Genomic DNA, 22,544 nt, shown 5'->3' with positions numbered 1-22,544 from the left:
CGCCCGTTAACTTTTTACCTGCCTGGATTGGGCAGTTTTTTTGGCAGTTTTTATAGTCATTCAACAGATGGACGCGCCATAGGCGCAGGAAAAGAAGCGTTTTGAAGAAATCCACCGCAGCACCTAAACCAGCCGTCGTTCCGCTCTGGCGTCAGCATTTGCACTACCGACTCAAGGAAGGTGCATTGATCGCCATTGGTGCCTTGTGCCTGTTCCTGATGATGGCCTTGTTGACCTATGGCAAGGACGATCCGGGGTGGAGTCACAACAGCAAGATCGACGACGTACAGAACTTCGGCGGGCCGGCGGGCTCCTACAGCGCCGATATCCTGTTCATGGTGCTCGGTTATTTCGCCTACGTCTTCCCGCTGCTGCTGGCGATCAAGACCTACCAGATATTCCGTCAACGCCACGAGCCATGGCAGTGGAGCGGCTGGCTGTTTTCCTGGCGGCTGATCGGCCTGGTGTTTCTGGTGCTGTCCGGCGCTGCGTTGGCGCACATCCATTTCCATGCCGCGACCGGGTTGCCGGCCGGTGCTGGCGGCGCGCTGGGGGAAAGCCTCGGCGATCTGGCAAAGAACGCCCTGAACATCCAGGGCGGAACGCTGCTGTTCATTGCGCTGTTCCTGTTTGGCCTGACGGTGTTCACCGACCTGTCCTGGTTCAAGGTGATGGACGTCACCGGCAAGATCACCCTCGACCTGTTCGAACTGTTCCAGGGCGCGGCCAATCGCTGGTGGGCGGCCCGTACCGAGCGCAAGCAACTGGTCGCGCAGTTGCGTGAAGTCGATGATCGCGTGCATGACGTGGTCGCGCCGACTGTCACCGACAAACGTGAGCAGGCCAAGGTCAAGGAACGCCTGATCGAGCGTGAGCAGGCGCTGAGCAAGCACATGTCCGAGCGCGAGAAGCAGGTACCGCCGGTGATCGCACCGGCCCCGGTCAAGGCGCCCGAGCCAAGCAAGCGCGTACAGAAAGAGAAACAGGCGCCGCTGTTCGTCGACAGCGCCGTGGAAGGCACCTTGCCACCGATCTCGATTCTCGACCCTGCGGAAAAGAAACAGCTCAACTACTCACCGGAGTCCCTGGCGGCGGTCGGTCACCTGCTGGAAATCAAACTCAAGGAATTCGGCGTCGAAGTTACCGTGGACTCGATCCATCCGGGTCCGGTGATCACGCGTTACGAAATCCAGCCGGCGGCCGGGGTCAAGGTCAGCCGTATCGCCAACCTGGCCAAAGACCTGGCGCGCTCCCTGGCCGTGACCAGTGTGCGGGTCGTGGAAGTGATTCCCGGCAAGACCACGGTCGGTATCGAGATTCCCAACGAAGACCGCCAGATCGTGCGTTTCTCCGAAGTGCTCTCGACCCCCGAGTACGACAATTTCAAATCGCCGGTCACCCTGGCCCTGGGCCATGACATCGGCGGCAAGCCGGTGATCACCGACCTGGCGAAAATGCCTCACCTGCTGGTAGCCGGTACCACCGGTTCCGGTAAGTCGGTGGGCGTGAACGCGATGATCCTGTCGATCCTGTTCAAGTCCGGCCCGGAAGACGCCAAGCTGATCATGATCGACCCGAAAATGCTGGAACTGTCGATCTACGAGGGCATTCCGCACCTGCTTTGCCCGGTGGTCACCGACATGAAGGACGCCGCCAACGCCCTGCGCTGGAGCGTCGCCGAGATGGAGCGACGCTACAAGCTGATGGCGAAAATGGGCGTGCGAAACCTGTCGGGCTTCAACGCCAAGGTCAAGGAAGCCCAGGACGCCGGCGAGCCGTTGAGCGATCCGCTGTACAAGCGTGAAAGCATCCACGACGAAGCGCCGCTGCTGCAAAAGCTGCCGACCATCGTCGTGGTCGTGGACGAATTTGCCGACATGATGATGATCGTCGGCAAGAAGGTTGAAGAACTGATTGCCCGTATCGCGCAGAAGGCGCGTGCCGCCGGTATTCACTTGATCCTCGCGACCCAGCGTCCGTCGGTGGACGTGATCACCGGTCTGATCAAGGCCAACATCCCGACCCGCATGGCGTTCCAGGTATCGAGCAAGATCGACTCCCGGACCATCATCGACCAGGGCGGCGCCGAACAACTGCTGGGCCACGGTGACATGCTGTACATGCCGCCGGGCACCAGTCTGCCGATTCGTGTCCACGGTGCGTTCGTTTCCGATGACGAGGTTCACCGGGTGGTCGAAGCGTGGAAACTGCGCGGTGCGCCGGAGTACAACGACGACATTCTCAACGGTGTCGAAGAGGCCGGTAGCGGCTTTGAAGGCAGCAGCGGTGGTGGCGACGGCGATGATCCCGAAGCTGACGCGCTGTATGACGAGGCGGTGCAGTTCGTCCTGGAGAGCCGTCGCGCGTCCATTTCCGCGGTTCAGCGCAAGCTGAAAATCGGCTACAACCGCGCTGCGCGCATGATCGAAGCCATGGAAATGGCCGGGGTCGTGACGTCCATGAACACCAACGGCTCGCGTGAAGTCCTGGCCCCCGGCCCGGTGCGCGACTGATCTGATTTTTGAAGGGCGGCGTCTCGAGGCGCCGTCCGTACTCCCACGAATGTTATGAGGACTCCCATGCGTCTTATCCGCATGCTGCTGCCGGTACTGGCCTTGACCACGCTCTCGGCCCACGCCGATGAAAAGGACGTGGCGCGTCTGACCCAACTGCTGGAAAAATCCCAGACCCTGACCGCACGTTTCTCCCAGTTGACCCTCGATGGCACAGGCACCCAATTGCAGGAAACGGCCGGTGAAATGTCCCTGCAACGCCCGGGATTGTTCTACTGGCACACCAATGCGCCAGCCGAGCAGACCATGGTCTCCGACGGCAAGAAAGTGACCCTGTGGGACCCCGATCTGGAACAGGCCACCATCAAGAATCTCGACCAGCGCCTGACCCAGACCCCAGCGCTGCTGTTGTCCGGTGACGTGTCCAAGATCAGCCAGAGCTTCGACATCAGCGCCAAGGAAGCCGGCGGCGTGATCGACTTCACCTTGAAGCCGAAAACCAAGGACACCCTGTTCGACAGCCTGCGTCTGTCGTTCCGCAATGGCCTGGTCAATGACATGCAACTGATTGACAGCGTCGGTCAGCGGACCAATATCCTGTTCACCGGCGTGAAGGCCAACGAGCCGATCCCGGCTTCGAAATTCAAGTTCGACATCCCCAAGGGTGCGGACGTGATCCAGGAATAAGACACAACACCCTTGCAGGAGCGAGCCTGCTCGCGATGGGCGTTAACGATAACGCTGGCGGCCTGACACCCAGCGGTGCCCCTGAGTCCATCGCGAGCGAGCTCGCTCCTACAGAATCGGCATCAGACCCAATGAGGTTTCTTAATTAGTGATGGACCTGTTTCGCAGTGCCCCGATTGCCCAGCCATTGGCCGCCCGTTTGCGTGCGACCAATCTGGACGAGTACGTCGGTCAGGAACACGTGCTCGCTCGCGGCAAGCCATTGCGCGAAGCCCTGGAGCAGGGGGCCCTGCATTCGATGATCTTCTGGGGGCCGCCGGGCGTGGGCAAGACCACCCTGGCGCGTCTGCTGGCGGAAGTCTCGGACGCGCACTTCGAAACGGTGTCGGCGGTGTTGGCCGGGGTCAAGGAAATCCGCCAGGCCGTGGAAATCGCCAAGCAACAGGCCGGGCAATACGGCAAGCGCACCATCCTCTTCGTCGACGAGGTGCATCGGTTCAACAAGTCGCAGCAGGACGCGTTCCTGCCGTACGTTGAAGACGGCACGCTGATTTTCATCGGCGCGACCACGGAAAACCCCTCGTTCGAACTCAATAACGCCTTGCTTTCCCGCGCCCGCGTCTACGTGCTCAAGAGCCTCGACGAAGCGGCGCTACGCAAACTGGTACAGCGTGCGCTGACCGAAGAGCGTGGTCTGGGCAAGCGCCAGCTGACCTTGAGCGATGAAGGCTTCCAGATGCTGTTGTCGGCCGCCGATGGCGATGGCCGGCGCCTGCTCAATTTGCTGGAAAACGCCTCGGACCTTGCCGAAGACAACAGCGAGATCGGCGTCGATCTGCTGCAAAGCCTGCTGGGCGATACCCGTCGGCGTTTCGACAAGGGCGGCGAAGCGTTCTACGACCAGATTTCCGCGTTGCATAAATCGGTACGCGGCTCCAACCCCGATGGCGCGTTGTACTGGTTCGCACGAATGATCGACGGCGGTTGCGATCCGCTGTACCTGGCCCGGCGCGTGGTGCGCATGGCCAGCGAAGACATCGGCAATGCCGACCCGCGTGCACTGAGCCTGTGCCTGGCGGCGTGGGAGGTGCAGGAACGCCTCGGCAGTCCCGAAGGCGAACTGGCGGTGGCCCAGGCCATCACCTACCTGGCCTGCGCGCCGAAAAGCAACGCGGTGTACATGGGCTTCAAGGCCGCGATGCGCAGCGCCACCGAGCATGGTTCCCTGGAGGTGCCGCTGCACCTGCGCAATGCCCCGACCAAACTGATGAAACAGCTGGGCTATGGCGACGAATACCGTTATGCCCACGATGAGCCGGATGCCTACGCCGCCGGCGAAGACTACTTTCCGGAAGAGCTCGAACCTCAACCCTTCTATCAGCCCGTACCACGCGGCCTGGAATTGAAGATTGGCGAGAAGCTCAACCACCTGGCGCAACTCGACCGTTTAAGCCCCCGGCAGCGGAGAAAATAGTGGTTCCCTTGATCATCGCGGTTTCCGTCGGCGGGATCGCCGGCACGCTGTTGCGCTTCGCCACCGGTAACTGGGTCAACGCTAATTGGCCGCGGCACTTCTATACCGCGACGCTGGCCGTTAATATCGTGGGCTGTTTGCTGATCGGCTTTCTATACGGTCTGTTTTTGATACGCCCGGAGGTGCCATTCGAGGTGCGCGCCGGGTTGATCGTCGGCTTCCTCGGAGGGCTGACGACTTTTTCATCCTTTTCACTGGATACGGTGCGCCTGCTCGAAAGCGGGCAGGTGCCGCTGGCCCTGGGCTATGCTGCCATCAGCGTATTCGGCGGGCTGCTCGCCACCTGGGCTGGCCTGTCCTTGACCAAACTTTGATAACGAGAGACCGACATGCTCGATTCCAAACTGTTACGTAGCAACCTTCAGGACGTAGCGGACCGCCTGGCATCCCGTGGCTTTGCCCTGGATGTCGCGCGCATCGAAGCGCTGGAAGAACAGCGCAAGACCGTCCAGACCCGCACCGAAGCCCTGCAGGCTGAACGTAATGCGCGGTCCAAATCCATCGGTCAGGCCAAGCAGCGCGGCGAAGACATCGCGCCGTTGATGGCGGACGTCGAGCGCATGGCAGGCGAGTTGAGTGCCGGCAAGGTCGAGCTGGACGCGATCCAGACCGAGCTGGATTCGATCCTGCTCGGTATTCCAAACCTGCCGCACGAGTCCGTGCCGGTCGGCAAGGACGAAGAAGACAACGTCGAAGTGCGCCGCTGGGGTACGCCGACCGCATTCGATTTCCCGGTTCAGGACCACGTGGCCCTGGGCGAGAAATTCGGCTGGCTGGACTTCGAAACCGCCGCCAAACTGTCTGGTGCGCGTTTCGCCTTGCTGCGCGGCCCGATTGCCCGCCTGCACCGCGCCCTGGCGCAGTTCATGATCAACCTGCACGTCACCGAGCATGGCTATGAAGAGGCCTACACGCCTTATCTGGTCCAGGCCCCGGCGCTGCAAGGTACCGGTCAACTGCCGAAGTTCGAAGAAGACCTGTTCAAGATCGCCCGCGAAGGTGAGGCCGATCTGTACCTGATCCCGACCGCCGAAGTGTCCCTGACCAATATCGTGGCCGGTGAAATCGTCGACTCGAAACTGCTGCCGATCAAGTTCGTCGCCCACACCCCATGCTTCCGCAGCGAAGCCGGTGCGTCGGGTCGCGACACCCGCGGCATGATCCGCCAACACCAGTTCGACAAGGTCGAGATGGTGCAGATCGTCGAGCCATCGACCTCGATGGAAGCGCTGGAAGGCCTGACCGCCAACGCCGAGAAAGTCCTGCAGTTGCTGGAGCTGCCATACCGCACCCTGGCGCTGTGCACCGGCGACATGGGCTTCAGTGCAGTCAAGACCTACGACCTGGAAGTGTGGATCCCGAGCCAGGACAAGTACCGTGAAATTTCGTCGTGCTCCAACTGCGGCGATTTCCAGGCCCGTCGCATGCAAGCACGCTTCCGCAACCCGGAAACCGGCAAGCCTGAACTGGTCCACACCCTGAACGGTTCCGGCCTGGCAGTCGGCCGTACCCTGGTGGCGGTGCTGGAGAACTACCAGCAGGCCGACGGTTCGATCCGTGTGCCTGACGTGCTGAAACCGTACATGGGTGGCCTCGAGGTCATCGGCTAAATGAACTATCTGCCGCTGTTCCATAACCTTCGCGGCAGTCGTGTGTTGGTCGTCGGCGGGGGGGAGATTGCCTTGCGCAAATCCCGCCTGCTGGCCGATGCCGGTGCGCTACTGCGGGTGGTCGCACCTGAAATCGAAACCCAATTGAGCGAACTGGTCACCCTCAGCGGTGGCGAGTGCGTGCTGCGTGGTTACGTCGAGGCGGACCTGGACGGTTGCGGGCTGATCATTGCCGCCACCGATGACGAAGCGCTGAACGCGCAAGTCTCCGCCGATGCCCATCGGCGTTGTGTGCCGGTCAATGTGGTGGACGCGCCGGCCCTGTGCAGCGTGATCTTCCCGGCCATCGTCGACCGCTCACCCCTGGTGATTGCCGTGTCCAGCGGCGGCGATGCGCCGGTCCTGGCACGCTTGATCCGCGCCAGGATTGAAACCTGGATTCCCTCCACCTACGGTCAACTGGCCGGTCTGGCCGCACGCTTCCGCAATCAGGTCAAAGGCCTGTTTCCGGATGTGCAGCAGCGCCGGGCGTTCTGGGAAGATGTGTTCCAGGGGCCGATTGCCGATCGCCAACTGGCCGGGCAGGGCGCCGCCGCCGAGCGTTTGCTGCAAGCGAAAATTGACGGCGAAGCGCCCGTGGCGACCGGTGAGGTGTATCTGGTCGGCGCCGGGCCGGGTGATCCCGACTTGCTGACCTTCCGGGCCCTGCGCCTGATGCAGCAAGCCGATGTGGTGCTGTACGACCGCCTGGTGGCGCCGGCGATTCTCGAACTGTGTCGGCGTGATGCCGAGCGGGTTTATGTCGGCAAGCGTCGCGCCGATCACGCCGTTCCGCAGGACCAGATCAACCAGCAACTGGTGGACCTGGCCAGGCAAGGCAAGCGTGTGGTGCGGTTGAAGGGCGGTGATCCGTTCATCTTCGGCCGTGGCGGTGAAGAGATCGAGGAACTGGCGGCCCAAGGCATCCCGTTCCAGGTCGTGCCAGGCATCACGGCGGCCAGCGGTTGCGCGGCGTATGCCGGGATCCCCCTGACTCACCGTGATTACGCGCAGTCGGTGCGCTTTGTCACGGGGCATCTCAAGGACGGTTCCACCGATCTGCCGTGGGCCGATCTGGTTGCACCGGCGCAGACCCTGGTGTTTTACATGGGCCTGGTGGGCCTGCCGATCATCTGCGAACAGTTGATCAAGCATGGTCGCGACGCCAATACCCCGGCGGCATTGATCCAGCAGGGCACCACGGTCAACCAGCGTGTGTTTACCGGCACCCTGGCCGATCTGCCACGGCTGGTGGCGGAGCATGAAGTGCATGCGCCGACGCTGGTGATCGTGGGTGAGGTGGTGCAACTGCGCGAGAAACTGGCGTGGTTCGAAGGGGCTCAGGCGCAGGTCTGAAAACCGGGTTCCTCAATCGCGAGCAGGCTCGCTCCCACAGGGGATTTGTGAACGACACAAATCAAAATGTGGGAGCGAGCCTGCTCGCGATTACGGCCTGAAAAACACCGCAAAATTCAGATCAGACTCCGGCCCTGCGCCAAACCCCTTTGCCGCTCAACCGCTCCCGATCATGGGGCGCGCTGAAGTCCTGTTCCGGGCCTTTGGGTACGATGCCGGTCGGGTTGATGGTCTTGTGGCTGCCGTAGTAGTGATTTTTGATGTGGGTGAAGTCCACCGTCTCGGCAATCCCTGGCCACTGATAAATCTCCCGTAGCCAGTTCGACAGGTTCGGATAATCGGCAATCCGCCGCAGGTTGCACTTGAAGTGCCCGTAATACACCGCGTCGAATCGAATGATTGTGGTGAATAGACGGATATCCGCTTCGGTCAGGTATTCCCCGGTCAGGTAGCGGTTGGCCCCCAGCAATTGCTCCAGCCGATCCAGTTCGGCGAACAATCCATCAAACGCTTCTTCATAAGCCTGCTGCGACGTGGCAAACCCGGCACGGTACACGCCGTTGTTGACCGCCGGATAAATCCGCTCGTTCAGCGCATCGATCTCGCTGCGCAGTGGCGCCGGGTAGAAGTCCAGGTCGTTGCCGGTCAATGCGTCGAACGCGCCATTGAACATGCGGATGATTTCCGCCGATTCATTGCTGACGATGCGCTGCTGTTGCTTGTCCCACAGTACCGGCACGGTGACGCGGCCGGTGTAGTCGGCGGTATCGGCGGTGTAGCGCTGGTGCATGAAGTCGAAGTGATCGAGCTTGTCGCCGGTTGAGCCGTGGGACTTGTCGAAGGTCCAGCCGTTTTCCAGCATCAAGTAGCTGACCACCGACACGTCGATCAGCTTTTCGAGGCCCTTGAGTTTGCGCAGGATCAGCGTGCGATGGGCCCACGGACAGGCCAGGGAGACATAAAGGTGATAACGACCGGCCTCGGCCGCAAAGCCGCCGACACCGGTGGGGCCAGGCTGGCCGTCGGCCGTGACCCAGTGACGGCGCTGCGCCTGTTCGCGCTGAAACGCGCCGTCCTTGCTGCTTTCGTACCACTTGTCCTGCCAGCGGCCTTCGACTAACAAACCCATGCTCAGACTCCTCAACCAATAATCGTTGGAGTGGAGTCTATTCCCATGAGTTCGAACAAAAAGCGCAAAGGTTGGGCAGTTATGATCGATTAAATCGATTTGTCCCGGGCATCCCAGTAACGCTGGGCGGTTTCGAACGCTTGCTCCCGGCTCTGTCCGAGGCCGCGCAACGCCAGGGCCATGGTGGAAATCAGGGCCATCTGCGGATAGCTGTCGACCACATCCCCGCGCCAGACGGCTTTAAGGTGCTCGGGGTCGAGGCTGGCCGGTTTGACATGGCGCTGGCTCGACAGCTGTGGCCATTCCTCGTCCCAGCTCTCGCCGCCCGTGGTGCCATACAGGTGGCTGTCGGCGTCCGGGTTGATCTCGATTTCGCCACCGTCGCCCTTGATCACAATCGCGGTGTCGCCGAGCAGGCCGCTGGCATCGCGGTGCACCGCCTGATAACCGGGATGGAAAATGCTTTGCAGGCCGCAGCGCGCACCCAGCGGATTGAGAATGCGCGTCAGGGAATGGATTGGCGAGCGCAGGCCCAGGGTGTTGCGCAGGTCGATCATGCGTTGCAGCTGCGGCGCCCAGTCCACCAACGGCATGAACGCCAGGCCGCCGTTGTCGAGCGCCTCGCCGACCTGCTGCCAGTTGCGGCACAGCGGGATCTGCAAAGCCCCCAGCAATTGTTCGCTGTACAGTCGACCCGCCGTGTGGGCGCCGGCGCCGTGCATGAAGATGCGTACGCCGTTCTGCGCCAGGCATTTGGCCGCCAGCAAATACCACGGCAGATGACGCTTCTTGCCGGCATAGGTCGGCCAGTCCAGATCCACCGCCAGTGAGGGTGGCTGCAAGCGCTCACGCAAGGCTTCGGTGAAGCCAGCCATTTCCTCGGCGCTTTCTTCCTTGTGCCGCAGCAGCATCAGGAACGCGCCGAGCTGGGTGTCTTCGACCTTGTCGTCGAGCACCATGCCCATGGCTTCACGGGCTTCCTCGCGGGTCAGGTCGCGGGCGCCGCGCTTGCCTTTGCCGAGAATCCGCACGAACTGGGCGAACGGGTGTTCGGCGGGGGTTTCGAGGGTCAGCGCTGGGTAGTCGGTCATAAGCAATTCGTCGGTTTGGGCAGGCCCGCCAGTTTCGCGGCGAGTTTGGCGGGGGTGCCTTTGAACAGTCGGTTCAGGTGCAGGCTGTTGCCTTTGGTCGGGCCGAGTTTCAAGGCGGTGTATTTGATCAGCGGACGGGTGGCCGGCGACAACTGGAATTCGGCGTAGAAACTGCGCAGCAGTTCGAGAACTTCCCAGTGCTCGGGGCTCAACTCGATGTCTTCGGCCGCCGCCAGGGCGCTGGCGACTTCGGCAGACCAGTCACTCAACTCGACCAGAAAACCGTCCTTGTCCAGCTCGATGGTGCGGGCGCCGACTGTCAGGGAATTCATAGCCACGTGTTGACCTTGTCGTGTTGGATCGACAGCTCGACGAAGGCCGGGTAATCGATGGTCCTGGCCCAGTCTGGAACGTCGATGGCCCGGGCCTGGGCATCTTCGGCCAACACGTAGAGTTTCAGGCCACGGGTTTGAAGCGTGGCGAAAGGCACTGTGCCCGGCTGCAAGGCATAGGCCGCGTCGCCGGACAGCAGCAGCGCGTCGTGGGCGCCGATCACGCGCAGGCAACTGCTCAGGCGCGAGTCGCCGAAGGGGGAATGAGACAACACATGCAAAGTCGACATCAGAGGGTAATCACCTGATCGTAACGGTCAATGAGCGCAGTGATTTCGTTGGCAGTCAGCACCTGGGCTTCTTCCAGCGACAGGGCACTGGCGTCCAGGCCACGTTCGGCGGCGCTGTCGGCACAGAAAAACAGCTCCTCGACACCGAACATCGGCAGGGCCTGCAGGTTGGCGCTCAGGTCTTTCTGTTGCAGGGATTTTGCGTCCTGTCTGGCGGCGAGCTGGAACACGCCGTCATCGAGAAACAACAGGCCGATGGGCAGGTCGAAGGCACCGCCGGCCAGCACGATGTCCAGTGCTTCGCGCGCACCCGGCCCGGACCAAGGCGATTGGCGGCTGATGATCAGCAAGGATTTAGCCATCTCAAGCGCCTCCGAAACAGATCAGGCGGTCGGCATCTTGAACCGCGTCATGCAACTGACCGAGGCCGGACAATTCCCATGGTGCCTCGACGGCGACCGCTTCACGTTGATAGCGCCTGGCTTCTTCTTCGTTCAACACTCCACGGCGCAAGGCGGCGGCGATGCACACCACCCCATCGAGTCGGTGCTCGGAAATAAAGGTGCGCCATTGCTTGGGCACGTCCTGCTCGTCCTGGGGCGTGACCACGCTGCTGGAGGCGTTGTACACGCCGTCCTGGTAGAAAAACAGCCGGACAATTTCATGCCCGCCGGTCAGCGCGGCCTGGGCGAACAGCAGGGCACGGCGCGAGGAGGGCGCATGGGCGGCGGAAAACAGCGCGATGGCGAACTTCATGACGGACTCGATCAGCGAAACTGCGGCCATGATAAAGCTTTATCGGTGGGGCGGCTAAATCGATCTTGCCTAAGCGGGCCTCATCGCGAGCAGGCTCGCTCCCACAAGGGGGCGGTGTCGCCTATAAGATTGGAATCCGGCACAAAACTAATGTGGGAGCGAGCCTGCTCGCGATAGCGTCCAGACAGACGGCGCCAAACTCAGCGCGGCATGTAACCCAACTGCCAGCGCCGCGGGATCTTCAGCGACAGAAACCCCAGTCCCGCAGCGAGCAGGCCGCTGGCGTACAGCGCCTTGAGCCCCAGATGATATTCGAGCACGGCGCCCAGTACCGCACCGGCGAACATGCCGGTCCACGGAATCAGTTGCACACGCCAGCCGTTACGGCGCTCACCGAGCATCCAGCGACCCAGTCCGCGTCCGAAGCGCGACAGGGCGCCGGTGACATACGTCAGGCCCACCGGCAGACCATTGACCTCTTCCACGGCGGCGTTGAGCATGCCCATGGCAATAATGGCCGCGAGCAGGGCTGGCAGCTGTGAATCAAAAGGCCAGGCGGCGGCAGCACATAGCAACGCGGCGATGATCAGCAATAGTGGCAGCGCCCGGCGCCCACCCAGCCGGCTGACGATGATGCCCAGCGCATTGCCGACAATGAAGGTGGCGACAAGCAGCGCCAGGCGCAAGGTCAATCCCGCATCGCCAGCGCTGATGGCGACCGCCATCCGGGTGGTGTTGCCGCTCATGAACGAAACGAAGTCACCGCTGGCCATGAAACCGATGGCGTCGGTCATGCCGGCCAGCACCGAGAGCAACGCCACCAGGGTCAGGCCGATGCGCCCGCGCCATTTCTGAGTGTGCAAATGTCTGGAACTGGCGTGGGTACTTGAAGACGAAGGCAGCATCGGCAGCGGCATCCTTGAACGAGACGTTATGGGGTTAATCCATATAACTCGCAATACTCCTGCCAGTCTAGCCCGGCCATTTCCGCGACTTCCCTGTGCACGTCCAGCCGCTGGGCCTGATAATCCTCGGGTGTGGCGGCGGTCAACAGCAGCGTCAGTTCCCAGGCAAACAGACCGAGGCGCTCGGCTTCGGCCTCGAAGGCCTCATGTAACCGCTCGTCGCGATACTGCGCGAGGGTCTCGCCCTTTACCTGAGCGAGCAATGGATTCAGGTTCTCGAGTTCGACACGCAACTCGGGGCGTTCTTCGAGAAACCGCTTCAGTGCCTGTTCGTGTTGCTGCCCGGATGCCGCCATGGTCACTCCTTGGGTAGGGATTGCGAAGCCTGTTTCTTGCTGGCCTTGGCCGCTGCCGCCAGGCACTCCAGGGCAAACTGCTCGGTGTAGGTCATCTGGATCGGCGTGGTTTCACCCTTGACGGTTCTTTCGCCGTCGAGGATGTAACGGATGCGCTTGTCGGTCACGCCGATGCGCTTGGCGATCCAGGAGGGGGTCTGACCGATCTGACTGATCAGCTTGTCGGCGTATTCAGTGGTGGGTTTGTAAAACTCGGCGTTGGGTGTCATTGGGCTTCCACAATAGAGGTCGATGGGACGCGAAGGGCGCGACAGGGTGCGCGAATCGTCGCGCGGTGTCGCGGTATAAATGCAGTAAAGCAGAACGAAACGCCGTGCCACGGTGATACAGTCCGCTTTTTCCTGATGAGCGACTGCAATGCGAATTCTGATGGTAGCGCTGGCCGTGACGTTGCTGGCCGGTTGCGCGGGCTCGGTGATGAGCGATGCCCGCAGCAAGCCTCCGTACAAAACCCTCAACTCGGACAAGCCGGCCAGGGACGTCGCCCAGTGCGTGCAGTTTTCCTGGCAGGACGAAGCGGTGTTCGGTGTCGATGCCGCAGCTTACCTGCAGCCGGGCGAGAAGGGCGGGACGACCGTCTACACGCGTTCGGCGGAGTCGTTCGTCGACGTGACCACCGATGCCTCGGGCACCGTGTTGAGCTACTACGCGCAGCATGATGACTTTGTCGCCAAGCGCCGGTTGGCGGCGTTGGCCACCTGCCTGTGACGTGATGCACGCCCGTGCAGGAGCGAGCCGGAGTCCATCGCGAGCCGGCTCGCTCCTACACCAGGCGTGTTGATTCAGTTGTTCAGGCGCTTCTGGAAAAAGAAGTGCTTATACCCCGGCGGGTAGTCGGCAATGTGCCCGATCTCGCTGTAGCCGCATTTCCTGTAGAACTCCGGCGCCTGGAATTCGAACGTGTCGAGCCACAGCCCGATGCATTTCCTCTCCCGCGCCAGGTCTTCGGCCATCTGCATCAGCCGGGTTCCCATGCCCTGTCCCCGCGCCTGCTCCGGCACCGACAACAGGTCGATGAACAACCACTGGTAGAACAAACGGGCGTAGAGCCCACCGAGGATTTCGTCGTTGTCATCGCGCACCAGCAACGCAATGTGCTCGGGCACGGCACCTTCGGCCTTCGAGGCGTTATAGGCGCGCAGTGGCAGCAGGATGGCCTGGCGTTCTTCTTCCGTGGGGTTTGGCGACAGCTCGATTCGCAGGGTCATGGCTATGTCCTTATGGCAGTGAAGCCGCAGACTATCTGGGTCGCGGCGATTGATCCATCCCCGGCACGCGTGGAACCGTCGCCCGCGCGCAGATGTCTAGCCTCAGAGAGCGTCAATCCAGAACGCCGCCCATGAGGACACTCCGTGAATATTTTCGAAGCCTTGCGCGAAAGCCACGAACGCCAACGTACCTATGCCAAAGCGCTGATTCGCACCAGCGGCGACACCCCGGAACGGGTCGAAGCCTACAAGCAGCTCAAGTCCGAACTGCAAGCCCACGAAACCGCTGAAGAGCGGCATTTCTACATCCCGTTGATGGAGTTCGACAACGGCGTCGACCTCAGCCGCCATGCGATCGCCGAACACCACGAGATGGATGAAATGATGGAAGCCCTGGACGAGACCGAGATGTCCAGCCCGGCCTGGCTGGCAGTCGCGAAGAAGCTGTCCGAGAAGGTCCATCACCACCTCGAAGAGGAAGAGCAGAAATTCTTCCAGATGGCCGGCAAGTTGCTCGACGATAAGCAGAAAGAGACCCTGGCCGGTGCCTATGTGAAGGAATACAAGGCTCAGCTTGTTTGAAGGATCAAACGCCGGGCGTTTTCACCTAAGATGCACAATCTCGAAAGAACAGGATGCGTTGTCATGTCGAACACAGCCGAGCGGGTCAATATTCTTGAGTCTCAGGTGTTGTCCCACGACTGGTATCTGCTGCGGAAAATCACCTTCGATTATCAACGCAACAATGGTGATTGGCAGCGCCAGACCCGCGAGGTCTATGACCGTGGCAATGGCGCGGCGATCCTCTTGTACAACCGCGAGAAGAAAACCGTGGTCCTGACCCGGCAGTTTCGCTTGCCGGTGTTCGTCAACGGCCACGATGGTCTGTTGATCGAAGTGGCGGCAGGGCTGCTGGAAGGTGCTGCGCCGCAAGAACGCATTCGTGCCGAAGCGGAGGAGGAGACCGGTTACCGCGTGCACCATGTGCAGCCAGTGTTCGAGGCCTATATGAGCCCGGGCTCGGTGACGGAAAAACTGCACTTTTTCATCGCCGAATACGATGCGGCGTCGAAGGTCAGTGACGGCGGCGGGCTGGAGGAGGAGACGGAAGAGCTTGAAGTCCTGGAATGGGCTTTCGATGAAGCGCTCGAGGCGTTTTATCGCGGGGAAATCTGCGATGCCAAGACCATCATGCTGCTGCAGTATGCGGCGATGAAAAACATCTTCGCGGCTTAAGCCTTAACCCTTCTGTGGCGAGCGAGCTTGCTCGCGTCGGGCTGCGAAGCGGCCCCAAAAATCTCGGGGCCTGGCGAATATTTGCCAGCGCTGCGCACTGGAGCGGGAGCAAGCTCCCTCGCCACAGAGAACGGTGTTTACCCGAACAGGTCTGCGGTCGTTCCCGCTCCGAAGCATTGAGCACCTTCCAGCGTCAGCAACAACGCCTTCGCCTCCAGCCCCCCGGCAAACCCCGTCAGCTTCCCCGACGCACCAATCACCCGATGGCACGGCGCGATAATCGAAATCGGGTTCTTGCCATTCGCCGCACCCACCGCCCGGACCGCACTCGGGTTGCCGATCTGCTCGGCGATCTGGCTGTAGCTGCGGGTTTCGCCGAACGGAATGGTCAAAAGTGCTGCCCAGACCTTTTTCTGGAACTCGGTGCCGACAAACTCCAGATCCAGCTCGAAATGATGGCGGCCGCCGGCGAAGTATTCGCGCAGTTGTTGCGCCGTGCGCAGCAGAACCGGATTGTCCGGCGCGTCGCTCATCGGCCCGAGCCGCACCCGGCCTGGTTTGTCGTTCTCCCAGAGGATGGCCACCAGTCGCGAGCCGTTCGCAACCAGCTTCAACTCGCCGACCGGAGACGCCAGGGTGCTGCAGGTGTAGGTCATGCCGAAGGCCACGCCGAATGGTTGAACGGGCGTTAAGGATACTGCCTCGCCGGGGAGGCGCAATACGCAATCGCGACCATACTTGCCTACGGCTCCTGAAGCGTTCCCCTGTTCAATGACAAGAAGAGACCGACTGATGAAGTACGAACCTTTTGCCAAATCGCTGATAGCGACCTCATTGGCACTCAGCTGCCTGATGGCCCATGCAGCCTCCGTAGCCCCCGTCGCGGCCGAAAACGGCATGGTGGTCACGGCCCAGCATCTGGCCAGCCATGTGGGCGTGGATGTGCTCAAGAGCGGCGGCAATGCCGTCGACGCCGCCGTGGCGGTGGGGTACGCGCTGGCGGTGGTCTATCCCGCCGCCGGTAACCTGGGCGGCGGCGGTTTCATGACCATTCAACTGGCCGACGGACGCAAGACCTTCCTCGATTTCCGCGAAAAAGCCCCGCTGGCCGCCACCGCCGACATGTACCTCGACAAAGAGGGCAACGTTGTTCCGGACCTGAGTACTCGCGGCCACCTGGCCGTCGGCGTGCCGGGCACCGTGTCCGGGATGGAACTGGCCCTGAGCAAATACGGCACCAAGCCACGCAAGGAAGTGATCGCCCCGGCAATCAAGCTGGCCGAAGACGGTTTTGTGCTGGAACAGGGTGACGTCGATCTGCTGGACTACGCCACCGACGTGTTCAAGAAGGACATCAAGGATTCCGGTTCGATTTTCCTGAGCAACGGCGAGCCGATGCAGGTCGGACAGAAGCTGGTGCAGAAAGACCTCGGCAAGACCCTGCGGACCATCTCCGAGAAGGGCGCCGACGGCTTCTATAAGGGCTGGGTCGCCGACGCCATCGTCACCTCCAGCCAGGCCAACAAGGGCATCATCACCCAGGCCGACCTGGACAAATACAAGACCCGCGAACTCGCGCCGATCGAGTGCGACTACCGTGGCTACCACGTGGTCTCGGCCCCGCCTCCGAGCTCCGGTGGCGTGGTGATCTGCCAGATCATGAACATCCTCGAAGGCTACCCGATGAAGGATCTGGGCTATCACTCGGCCCAGGGCATGCACTATCAGATCGAAGCGATGCGCCACGCGTACGTGGACCGCAACAGCTACCTCGGCGACCCGGACTTCGTGAAGAACCCGATCGCCCACCTGCTGGACAAGAACTACGCGACCAAACTGCGCGAAGCCATCAATCCGCAAAAGGCCGGTGTGTCCCGCGAGCTCAAGCCTGGGGTCGCGCCCCATGAAGGCAACAACACCACCCATTACTCCATCGTCGACAAATGGGGCAACGCAGTGTCGGTGACCTACACCCTCAACGACTGGTTCGGTGCCGGGGTCATGGCCAGTAAAACCGGGGTCATTCTCAACGACGAAATGGACGACTTCACCTCGAAGATCGGCGTGCCGAACATGTATGGCCTGGTCCAGGGTGAAGCCAACGCCATCGCCCCCGGCAAGGCGCCGCTGTCATCCATGAGCCCGACCATCGTCACCAAGGACGGCAAAGTGGTGATGGTGGCCGGCACTCCCGGCGGCAGTCGCATCATCACCGCAACCCTGCTGACCATGCTCAACGTCATCGACTACGGCATGAACATCCAGGAAGCGGTCGATGCACCACGTTTCCACCAGCAATGGCTGCCGGAGGAAACCAACCTCGAAGCCTTCACCACCAGCCCGGACACGGTGAAGATCCTCGAAAGCTGGGGCCACAAGTTTGCCGGGCCTCAGGACGCCAACCACCTGGCGGCGATTCTCGTCGGCGCACCGTCCCTGGACGGCAAACCGGTGGGCAAGAACCGCTTCTACGGCGCCAACGATCCACGGCGTAACACCGGGTTGTCGCTGGGTTATTGAGCCTTGTGCTTGGACGGGGACGGACTTATGTTCGTCCCTGTTCCACTGACTTCTCAAGGAAGGAACCATGACTACCGCACTGTTAATCATCGACGTCCAGCAGGCCTTGTGCTCCGGCGAGTATGAGTGCTTCCAGATCAAGCGCGTCATCGACAGCATCAATGGCCTCAGCGCTAAAGCCCGACATAAAGGGCTGCCCGTGGTGCTGATCCAGCATGAAGAAAAGGACAGCCCCCTGGCGCACAACGCCGAAGGCTGGCAACTTGCCGAAGGGTTGCAAACCGCGCCTCAGGACCTGCGCGTACGCAAGACCACCCCGGATTCGTTCTACCACACCCACTTGCATGACCAGTTGCAGGAGCTGGACGTCAGCCGCCTGATCATCTGTGGTCTGCAAACCGATTATTGCGTCAACGCCACCGTGCGCCAGGCACTGAAACTGGGTTACGACGTCGTGCTCGCGGCCGACGCCCACTCCACTGTCGACAACGGCAATATGGCCGCTGAAGACATCATCGCCGAGCACAATAAGGATCTGGCGCACCTGACCAGTGCCGTCGCCCGGATCGACGTCGTCCCGGCCAACGATATCCGACCCTGAAACCACCACATTCCCTGTGGGAGCGAGCTTGACTGGCCTAATAATTCCGGACACCTCTTAAGCGCGCCACGACATCTCGGCCCTGGCCCTCTCGACCGAGCAGCGTTCAAACGCCTGGACCGGTCCCCGTTTCAACGTCCGGGGAGGTTCAAGCGGGCGCGTAATTGCTCGTATTGTTCCTCGGGCATTTGAATCAGCAGGGGTGCCTGGCTTGTGTCCAGCCAACTGAACAGCCGAGCGATGTCGGCTTGATCCATGGCCGTACAGCCCTGCGTCGGCGAGGCAGGGCTGCGCCAGATGTGCAAGAAAATGCACGAACCCGCTGCCGGGGCGGCCGGCATGTTGTGTTCGATGACGATGCCTTTTCGATACAGCTCATCCATGCTGCGCATGTGTTCGGAGCTGCTCCAGTCCTTCGTTGTCTTCGCGCCATCGACGATCTGGTTGTAGCGTTGGGAGTGGCTGTCATCCACGCATTCAATGGTGGAGGTCAGCGCGAGGTAAGGCAGCCGGGTTTCAGCCGTCGTGTCGTAGCCAAACGCCGTCCCCAGTTTGAATATCCCGGCCGGCGCTTTTCCATCGCCTTCCTGTTTGATGGGCCCGTCGCGCTGGTCAACGGGGCCCAGGCCCTTGCCCCAGGCCAATCCGTTCTTGCCCAGCACCACATCAAACGCGGCCTGGTATTTGCCAAAGCTGTTGCCCTGTCGTTCATAACGCTGCGCGGTCGCGTGGGTGTCGGTCCAGTTATGGCTGGTGACCACAATCAGTTGATTGCTGGTCTTGATAACGTCCTCCAGCGCCAGCGGCGTAATGGGGAAATCCATGACGTCTTTCAGCGTCGCATCACCGCTGTAGGTGAAGTGCCACCACTCGGCCGAGTAGCCGCTGAAGCCTTCTTTCTCCATAGCGCGGGTGAGTCGCTGGCGATTGGCCTTGGCCGTGGCACTGATCTGCGTTGAGTCGGTGTGCGCGCGCTCATCGAAGCAGTCGAAACCGGTGCCCATGTCCACGGCGCCGTCGTGCCAGCGCTGGTCGTACGGGGCCGTGCAATCGACGGCGGTGGCGGTGGGCGTCCAGGTGTCGGCGGGCAGGGCGTCCGGGCCGGTCATGGTCAGATCGACGGTGCTGCCTTTGGAGTGATTGGACACCCGGGCCACATAGCCCAGGCGCCAGAAGTCCTGCTTGTCCACCCGTGGGTAGAACTCGGCCTTGCGTGGGTCGCCCGGCTCGGTGGCGAAGCGCCCCATGTCGGCGACCGCGCGGCTGGGTCGATAGCAGTCGAAGACCTTCAAACCGTAGCCTTCGGCGCGCAAAGCCGCTTGCACCCGGGACAGGGCCTTGGCGGCGTTGACCGACAGCAGGCATTCCGGCGCCGCATAACCGTCGAGCGGGTGCCCGGTGAAGTTGTGGGCGCTGGCGTAGCGGATATCCTGCGCGATGCCCGGATCGATCGTGCGCAAGTACACCATGTGTTCGGGCCTGGTTTTGGCCGCCTCGCCGGCACCGACGAGGCAGGGCAAGGTGAGGCTCAGTGACAGGAGCAATGTTCGAACTGCAAAGGGCATCGGGCCGGGCCTCCGAAATGCATGGCAAGTCAGCCCATCATGGCGTGAATCCCGCCGCACCTCCATGCAGTTGTTGATCGGCATGATAGGACGAACGCACCAGCGGCCCGGAGGCGACGTTCTTGAAGCCCATCCGCGCGCCTTCCTCGGCGAACCAGGCGAAGGTGTCCGGGTGGACGAAGCGCTGCACCGGCAGGTGGCTGCGCGAGGGTTGCAGGTACTGGCCGAGGGTGAGCATGTCGATATCGTGCTCACGCATGCGCTGCATGACCTCGATGACTTCCGCGTCGGTTTCGCCCAGGCCCAGCATCAGCCCGGACTTGGTCGGTACGTTCGGCACCTGGTGCTTGAAGTTCTGCAGCAGGTCCAGCGACCACTCGAAATCCGAACCCGGTCGCGCGGCCTTGTACAGGCGCGGGACGGTCTCCAGGTTGTGGTTGAAGACATCGGGCGGCTCGCTGGCGGTGATCGCCAGGGCCACGTCCATGCGCCCGCGATAGTCCGGCACCAGGGCTTCCAGTTGTATGCCCGGCGACTGTTTGCGGATCTCCCGCAAGCAATCGACAAAGTGCTGGGCGCCGCCGTCGCGCAGGTCATCGCGGTCCACCGAAGTGATCACCACGTACTTGAGGCGCAACTCGGCGATGGCCACGGCGAGGTTGGTCGGTTCATCGACGTCCAGCGGTTTCGGCCGACCGTGGCCCACGTCGCAGAACGGGCAACGGCGGGTGCAGATGTCGCCCATGATCATGAAGGTCGCGGTGCCGCCGGAAAAACACTCGCCCAGGTTCGGGCACGAGGCTTCTTCACAGACACTGTGCAGCTTGTGTTTGCGCAGCAATTGCTTGATGCGCTCGACCTCGGGAGAGATCGGCATGCGTACACGTATCCAGTCCGGTTTACGCGCAAACTCATCGGTCGGGATGATCTTGACCGGAATCCGCGCGACTTTATCCGCGCCGCGCAACTTGGTGCCGACTTCAACGCTCATATTCTTTCCTTGTGCAGGCAGAATTGTAGGAGCGAGCCTGCTCGCGATGGTCGCTAACGATAACGCGGGCTTCCTGACGAAAACGCATCCGCTTCACGTCCATCGCGAGCAGGCTCGCTCCTGCAGGGTTTTGTGGTGAGCAATCAGTCGCGATAGACCGGGAAATCGCTGCACATCGCCGCCGCCTGCCGCGCCACATGGGCTTCTACATCGGCATCGCCGAGGTGGTCGAGGATGTCGCAGATCCAGCCCGCCAGCTCAATGCTCTGGGCCTCCTTGAAACCACGGCTGGTTATAGCCGGGGTGCCAATGCGCAGGCCGGACGTCACGAACGGCGATTGCGGATCGTTGGGCACGGCGTTCTTGTTCACGGTGATGCCGGCGCGACCGAGGGCGGCGTCTGCATCTTTACCGGTCAGGCCCTGGCGGATCAGGCTGACCAGGAACAGGTGGTTGTCAGTCCCACCGGACACCACGTCATAGCCGCGCTCGATGAACACCTTGGCCATCGCCTGGGCGTTGCGGATCACTTGCGCTTGATAGGTCTTGAAAGCTGGCTCCAGCGCTTCCTTGAAGCACACGGCCTTGGCGGCGATTACGTGCATCAACGGGCCGCCCTGACCGCCGGGGAACACGGCGGCGTTGAGTTTCTTCTCCAGTTCCGCATTGGCCCTGGCCAGAATCAGCCCGCCACGGGGCCCGCGCAGGGTCTTGTGGGTGGTGGTGGTCACCACGTCGGCAAACGGGATCGGGTTCGGGTACAGACCGGTCGCCACCAGCCCGGCGACGTGGGCCATGTCGACGAACAGGTAGGCACCCACCTTGTCGGCGATCTCACGGAAACGCGGGAAGTCCAGGGTCTTGGAGTAGGCGGAGAACCCGGCAATGATCATCTTCGGCTGGTGCTCGACGGCCAGACGCTCGACTTCGTCGTAATCGATCAGGCCGGTGGCGGTGTCGATGCCGTACTGCACGGCGTTGTACAGCTTGCCGGAAAAACTGACCTTGGCACCGTGGGTCAGGTGGCCGCCGTGGGCCAGGCTCATACCCAGCACGGTGTCGCCGGGCTGTAGCAAGGCCAGATAAACCGCGGCGTTGGCCTGGCTGCCGGAGTGTGGCTGGACGTTGGCGTAATCGGCGCCGAAGAGTTGTCTGGCGCGATCGATCGCCAGTTGCTCGACCACGTCGACGTGCTCGCAGCCGCCGTAGTAACGCTTGCCCGGATAACCTTCGGCGTACTTGTTGGTCAGGCCGCTGCCTTGCGCTTCCATCACCCGCTGGCTGGTGTAGTTTTCCGAGGCGATCAATTCGATGTGGTGTTCCTGCCGCGCATCCTCGGCGTTCATCGCCGCCAGCAGTTCGTCGTCGTAGCCTTTGATCTGGTCGTGTTTGCTGAACATGGTGAAGTCCTCTGGTGGTTCTTGAATGGGGGTCACTGCTCTTCTGTAGGAGCGAGCCTGCTCGCGATGGTCGTTAACGATGACACAGGGAACCAGTTGCCCAGCGGCGCTCTGGAGTCCATCGCGAGCAGTCGAGCGTCGACCGGCTGCTCCTACAGGAGGGTGATGTGTGGTCAGGCGTACTCGGCCATCGACGGGCAGGCGCAGATCAGGTTGCGGTCGCCGAAGACGTTGTCGACCCGGCCTACGGGCGGCCAGTACTTGGCGTCGATCAAGGTTTCCAACGGGTAAACCGCCTGCTCCCGGCTATACGGATGCGACCACTCACCGACCAGCTCCGCCGCGGTGTGCGGGGCGTTTTTCAG

Annotated in this window: 26 protein-coding genes; 11 read left to right on the top strand and 15 right to left on the bottom strand. The window is 61.8% G+C overall.

Translation table 11 applies throughout. The annotated features are described in order from the left end of the window. Positions 1-101: 101 nt before the first annotated feature. The 6 genes from JQF37_RS30475 (at position 102) to cysG (ending at position 7,739) form a co-directional block, all read left to right on the top strand. Positions 102-2,513: a DNA translocase FtsK gene (locus tag JQF37_RS30475; protein WP_130211204.1), complete on the top strand. Its 2,412-nt coding sequence runs from the start codon at positions 102-104 to the stop codon at positions 2,511-2,513. A 66-nt stretch (positions 2,514-2,579) separates the two neighbouring features. Beyond that, the gene (lolA, locus tag JQF37_RS30470; RefSeq protein ID WP_047527704.1) at positions 2,580-3,200 is read left to right on the top strand and encodes an outer membrane lipoprotein chaperone LolA; all 621 of its coding nucleotides are present in this window, start codon (positions 2,580-2,582) and stop codon (positions 3,198-3,200) included. A gap of 151 nt (positions 3,201-3,351) precedes the next feature. Beyond that, positions 3,352-4,674, top strand: a complete 1,323-nt coding sequence (locus tag JQF37_RS30465; protein WP_047527705.1) for a replication-associated recombination protein A — start codon at positions 3,352-3,354, stop codon at positions 4,672-4,674. After that, complete coding sequence (gene crcB / locus JQF37_RS30460) at positions 4,674-5,048, top strand: fluoride efflux transporter CrcB (RefSeq protein ID WP_130211205.1); 375 nt, start codon at positions 4,674-4,676, stop codon at positions 5,046-5,048. The genes JQF37_RS30465 and crcB overlap by 1 nt, the downstream gene beginning before the upstream one ends. A gap of 15 nt (positions 5,049-5,063) precedes the next feature. Continuing rightward, positions 5,064-6,344: a serine--tRNA ligase gene (gene serS, locus JQF37_RS30455; RefSeq protein WP_130211206.1), complete on the top strand. Its 1,281-nt coding sequence runs from the start codon at positions 5,064-5,066 to the stop codon at positions 6,342-6,344. Next, a complete protein-coding gene (gene cysG / locus JQF37_RS30450; protein ID WP_130211207.1) occupies positions 6,345-7,739 on the top strand; it encodes a siroheme synthase CysG in 1,395 nt (464 codons plus the stop codon). A gap of 121 nt (positions 7,740-7,860) precedes the next feature. Here cysG and JQF37_RS30445 read toward each other — a convergent pair whose 3' ends face one another. From JQF37_RS30445 to JQF37_RS30405, 9 genes are all read right to left on the bottom strand, one after another. Then, the gene (locus JQF37_RS30445; protein WP_130211208.1) at positions 7,861-8,868 is read right to left on the bottom strand and encodes a glutathione S-transferase family protein; all 1,008 of its coding nucleotides are present in this window, start codon (positions 8,866-8,868) and stop codon (positions 7,861-7,863) included. Between the two features lie 89 nt (positions 8,869-8,957). Next, entirely contained in the window at positions 8,958-9,959 is a 1,002-nt protein-coding gene (locus JQF37_RS30440; protein WP_103405070.1) for a glycosyl transferase family protein, read from the bottom strand. Then, positions 9,956-10,291: a TusE/DsrC/DsvC family sulfur relay protein gene (locus tag JQF37_RS30435; RefSeq protein WP_130211209.1), complete on the bottom strand. Its 336-nt coding sequence runs from the start codon at positions 10,289-10,291 to the stop codon at positions 9,956-9,958. The genes JQF37_RS30440 and JQF37_RS30435 overlap by 4 nt, the downstream gene beginning before the upstream one ends. Beyond that, the gene (gene tusB / locus JQF37_RS30430; RefSeq protein WP_130211210.1) at positions 10,288-10,581 is read right to left on the bottom strand and encodes a sulfurtransferase complex subunit TusB; all 294 of its coding nucleotides are present in this window, start codon (positions 10,579-10,581) and stop codon (positions 10,288-10,290) included. The genes JQF37_RS30435 and tusB overlap by 4 nt, the downstream gene beginning before the upstream one ends. Further along, positions 10,581-10,943 (bottom strand): sulfurtransferase complex subunit TusC, encoded by a 363-nt coding sequence (tusC, locus tag JQF37_RS30425; protein WP_130211211.1) that lies wholly within the window; start codon positions 10,941-10,943, stop codon positions 10,581-10,583. Before tusC ends, tusB begins: the two co-directional genes overlap by 1 nt. Position 10,944: 1 nt before the next feature. Then, entirely contained in the window at positions 10,945-11,337 is a 393-nt protein-coding gene (gene tusD / locus JQF37_RS30420; RefSeq protein ID WP_130211212.1) for a sulfurtransferase complex subunit TusD, read from the bottom strand. A gap of 200 nt (positions 11,338-11,537) precedes the next feature. Beyond that, positions 11,538-12,242: a YoaK family protein gene (locus JQF37_RS30415; RefSeq protein WP_130211213.1), complete on the bottom strand. Its 705-nt coding sequence runs from the start codon at positions 12,240-12,242 to the stop codon at positions 11,538-11,540. 26 nt (positions 12,243-12,268) lie between these two features. Then, on the bottom strand, positions 12,269-12,598 hold the full coding sequence (locus JQF37_RS30410; RefSeq protein WP_130211214.1) for a DUF6388 family protein: 330 nt from the start codon (positions 12,596-12,598) through the stop codon (positions 12,269-12,271). 2 nt (positions 12,599-12,600) lie between these two features. Beyond that, a complete protein-coding gene (locus tag JQF37_RS30405) occupies positions 12,601-12,867 on the bottom strand; it encodes a hypothetical protein (RefSeq protein ID WP_047527719.1) in 267 nt (88 codons plus the stop codon). Positions 12,868-13,015: 148 nt separating this feature from the next. On the opposite strand from JQF37_RS30405, the gene JQF37_RS30400 reads away from it, so the two are divergent. Next, complete coding sequence (locus JQF37_RS30400) at positions 13,016-13,366, top strand: hypothetical protein (RefSeq protein WP_090468442.1); 351 nt, start codon at positions 13,016-13,018, stop codon at positions 13,364-13,366. A 74-nt stretch (positions 13,367-13,440) separates the two neighbouring features. On the opposite strand, the gene JQF37_RS30395 is transcribed toward JQF37_RS30400, so the two are convergent. Beyond that, positions 13,441-13,866, bottom strand: coding sequence for a GNAT family N-acetyltransferase (locus JQF37_RS30395; RefSeq protein ID WP_130211215.1), 426 nt, complete (start codon positions 13,864-13,866; stop codon positions 13,441-13,443). Between the two features lie 144 nt (positions 13,867-14,010). Here JQF37_RS30395 and JQF37_RS30390 point away from each other — a divergent pair, with 144 nt between their 5' ends. Both JQF37_RS30390 and JQF37_RS30385 read left to right on the top strand, forming a co-directional pair. Continuing rightward, entirely contained in the window at positions 14,011-14,448 is a 438-nt protein-coding gene (locus JQF37_RS30390; protein ID WP_103405076.1) for a hemerythrin domain-containing protein, read from the top strand. Positions 14,449-14,511: 63 nt separating this feature from the next. Next, positions 14,512-15,102 carry an NUDIX domain-containing protein gene (locus tag JQF37_RS30385; RefSeq protein WP_130211216.1) on the top strand — a complete coding sequence of 197 codons (591 nt, stop codon included), beginning with the start codon at positions 14,512-14,514 and terminating at the stop codon, positions 15,100-15,102. Positions 15,103-15,239: 137 nt separating this feature from the next. Here the strand turns inward: JQF37_RS30385 and JQF37_RS30380 are convergent, their stop codons facing one another. Further along, positions 15,240-15,758, bottom strand: a complete 519-nt coding sequence (locus JQF37_RS30380; protein ID WP_130211217.1) for a methylated-DNA--[protein]-cysteine S-methyltransferase — start codon at positions 15,756-15,758, stop codon at positions 15,240-15,242. A gap of 136 nt (positions 15,759-15,894) precedes the next feature. On the opposite strand from JQF37_RS30380, the gene ggt reads away from it, so the two are divergent. Together ggt and JQF37_RS30370 are read left to right on the top strand one after the other, a co-directional pair. Beyond that, entirely contained in the window at positions 15,895-17,622 is a 1,728-nt protein-coding gene (gene ggt, locus JQF37_RS30375; protein ID WP_130211218.1) for a gamma-glutamyltransferase, read from the top strand. Positions 17,623-17,689: 67 nt separating this feature from the next. Continuing rightward, on the top strand, positions 17,690-18,223 hold the full coding sequence (locus JQF37_RS30370; RefSeq protein WP_130211219.1) for a cysteine hydrolase family protein: 534 nt from the start codon (positions 17,690-17,692) through the stop codon (positions 18,221-18,223). Positions 18,224-18,354: 131 nt separating this feature from the next. On the opposite strand, the gene JQF37_RS30365 is transcribed toward JQF37_RS30370, so the two are convergent. From JQF37_RS30365 to JQF37_RS30350, 4 genes are all read right to left on the bottom strand, one after another. Then, a complete protein-coding gene (locus JQF37_RS30365; RefSeq protein ID WP_239142544.1) occupies positions 18,355-19,692 on the bottom strand; it encodes a M15 family metallopeptidase in 1,338 nt (445 codons plus the stop codon). A gap of 133 nt (positions 19,693-19,825) precedes the next feature. Then, entirely contained in the window at positions 19,826-20,779 is a 954-nt protein-coding gene (gene lipA / locus JQF37_RS30360) for a lipoyl synthase (protein WP_130211221.1), read from the bottom strand. Positions 20,780-20,922: 143 nt separating this feature from the next. Beyond that, on the bottom strand, positions 20,923-22,179 hold the full coding sequence (gene glyA, locus JQF37_RS30355; RefSeq protein WP_130211222.1) for a serine hydroxymethyltransferase: 1,257 nt from the start codon (positions 22,177-22,179) through the stop codon (positions 20,923-20,925). 173 nt (positions 22,180-22,352) lie between these two features. Then, on the bottom strand, positions 22,353-22,544 hold a 192-nt coding region (locus JQF37_RS30350), incomplete at its 5' end, for a hypothetical protein (protein WP_204149914.1).

Source organism: Pseudomonas sp. MIL9, from assembly GCF_016887925.1.
Lineage (GTDB): Bacteria > Pseudomonadota > Gammaproteobacteria > Pseudomonadales > Pseudomonadaceae > Aquipseudomonas > Aquipseudomonas mohnii.
Note: the sequence above shows the minus strand (reverse complement) of the source record. Positions and strands in the feature narration are given on the sequence as shown.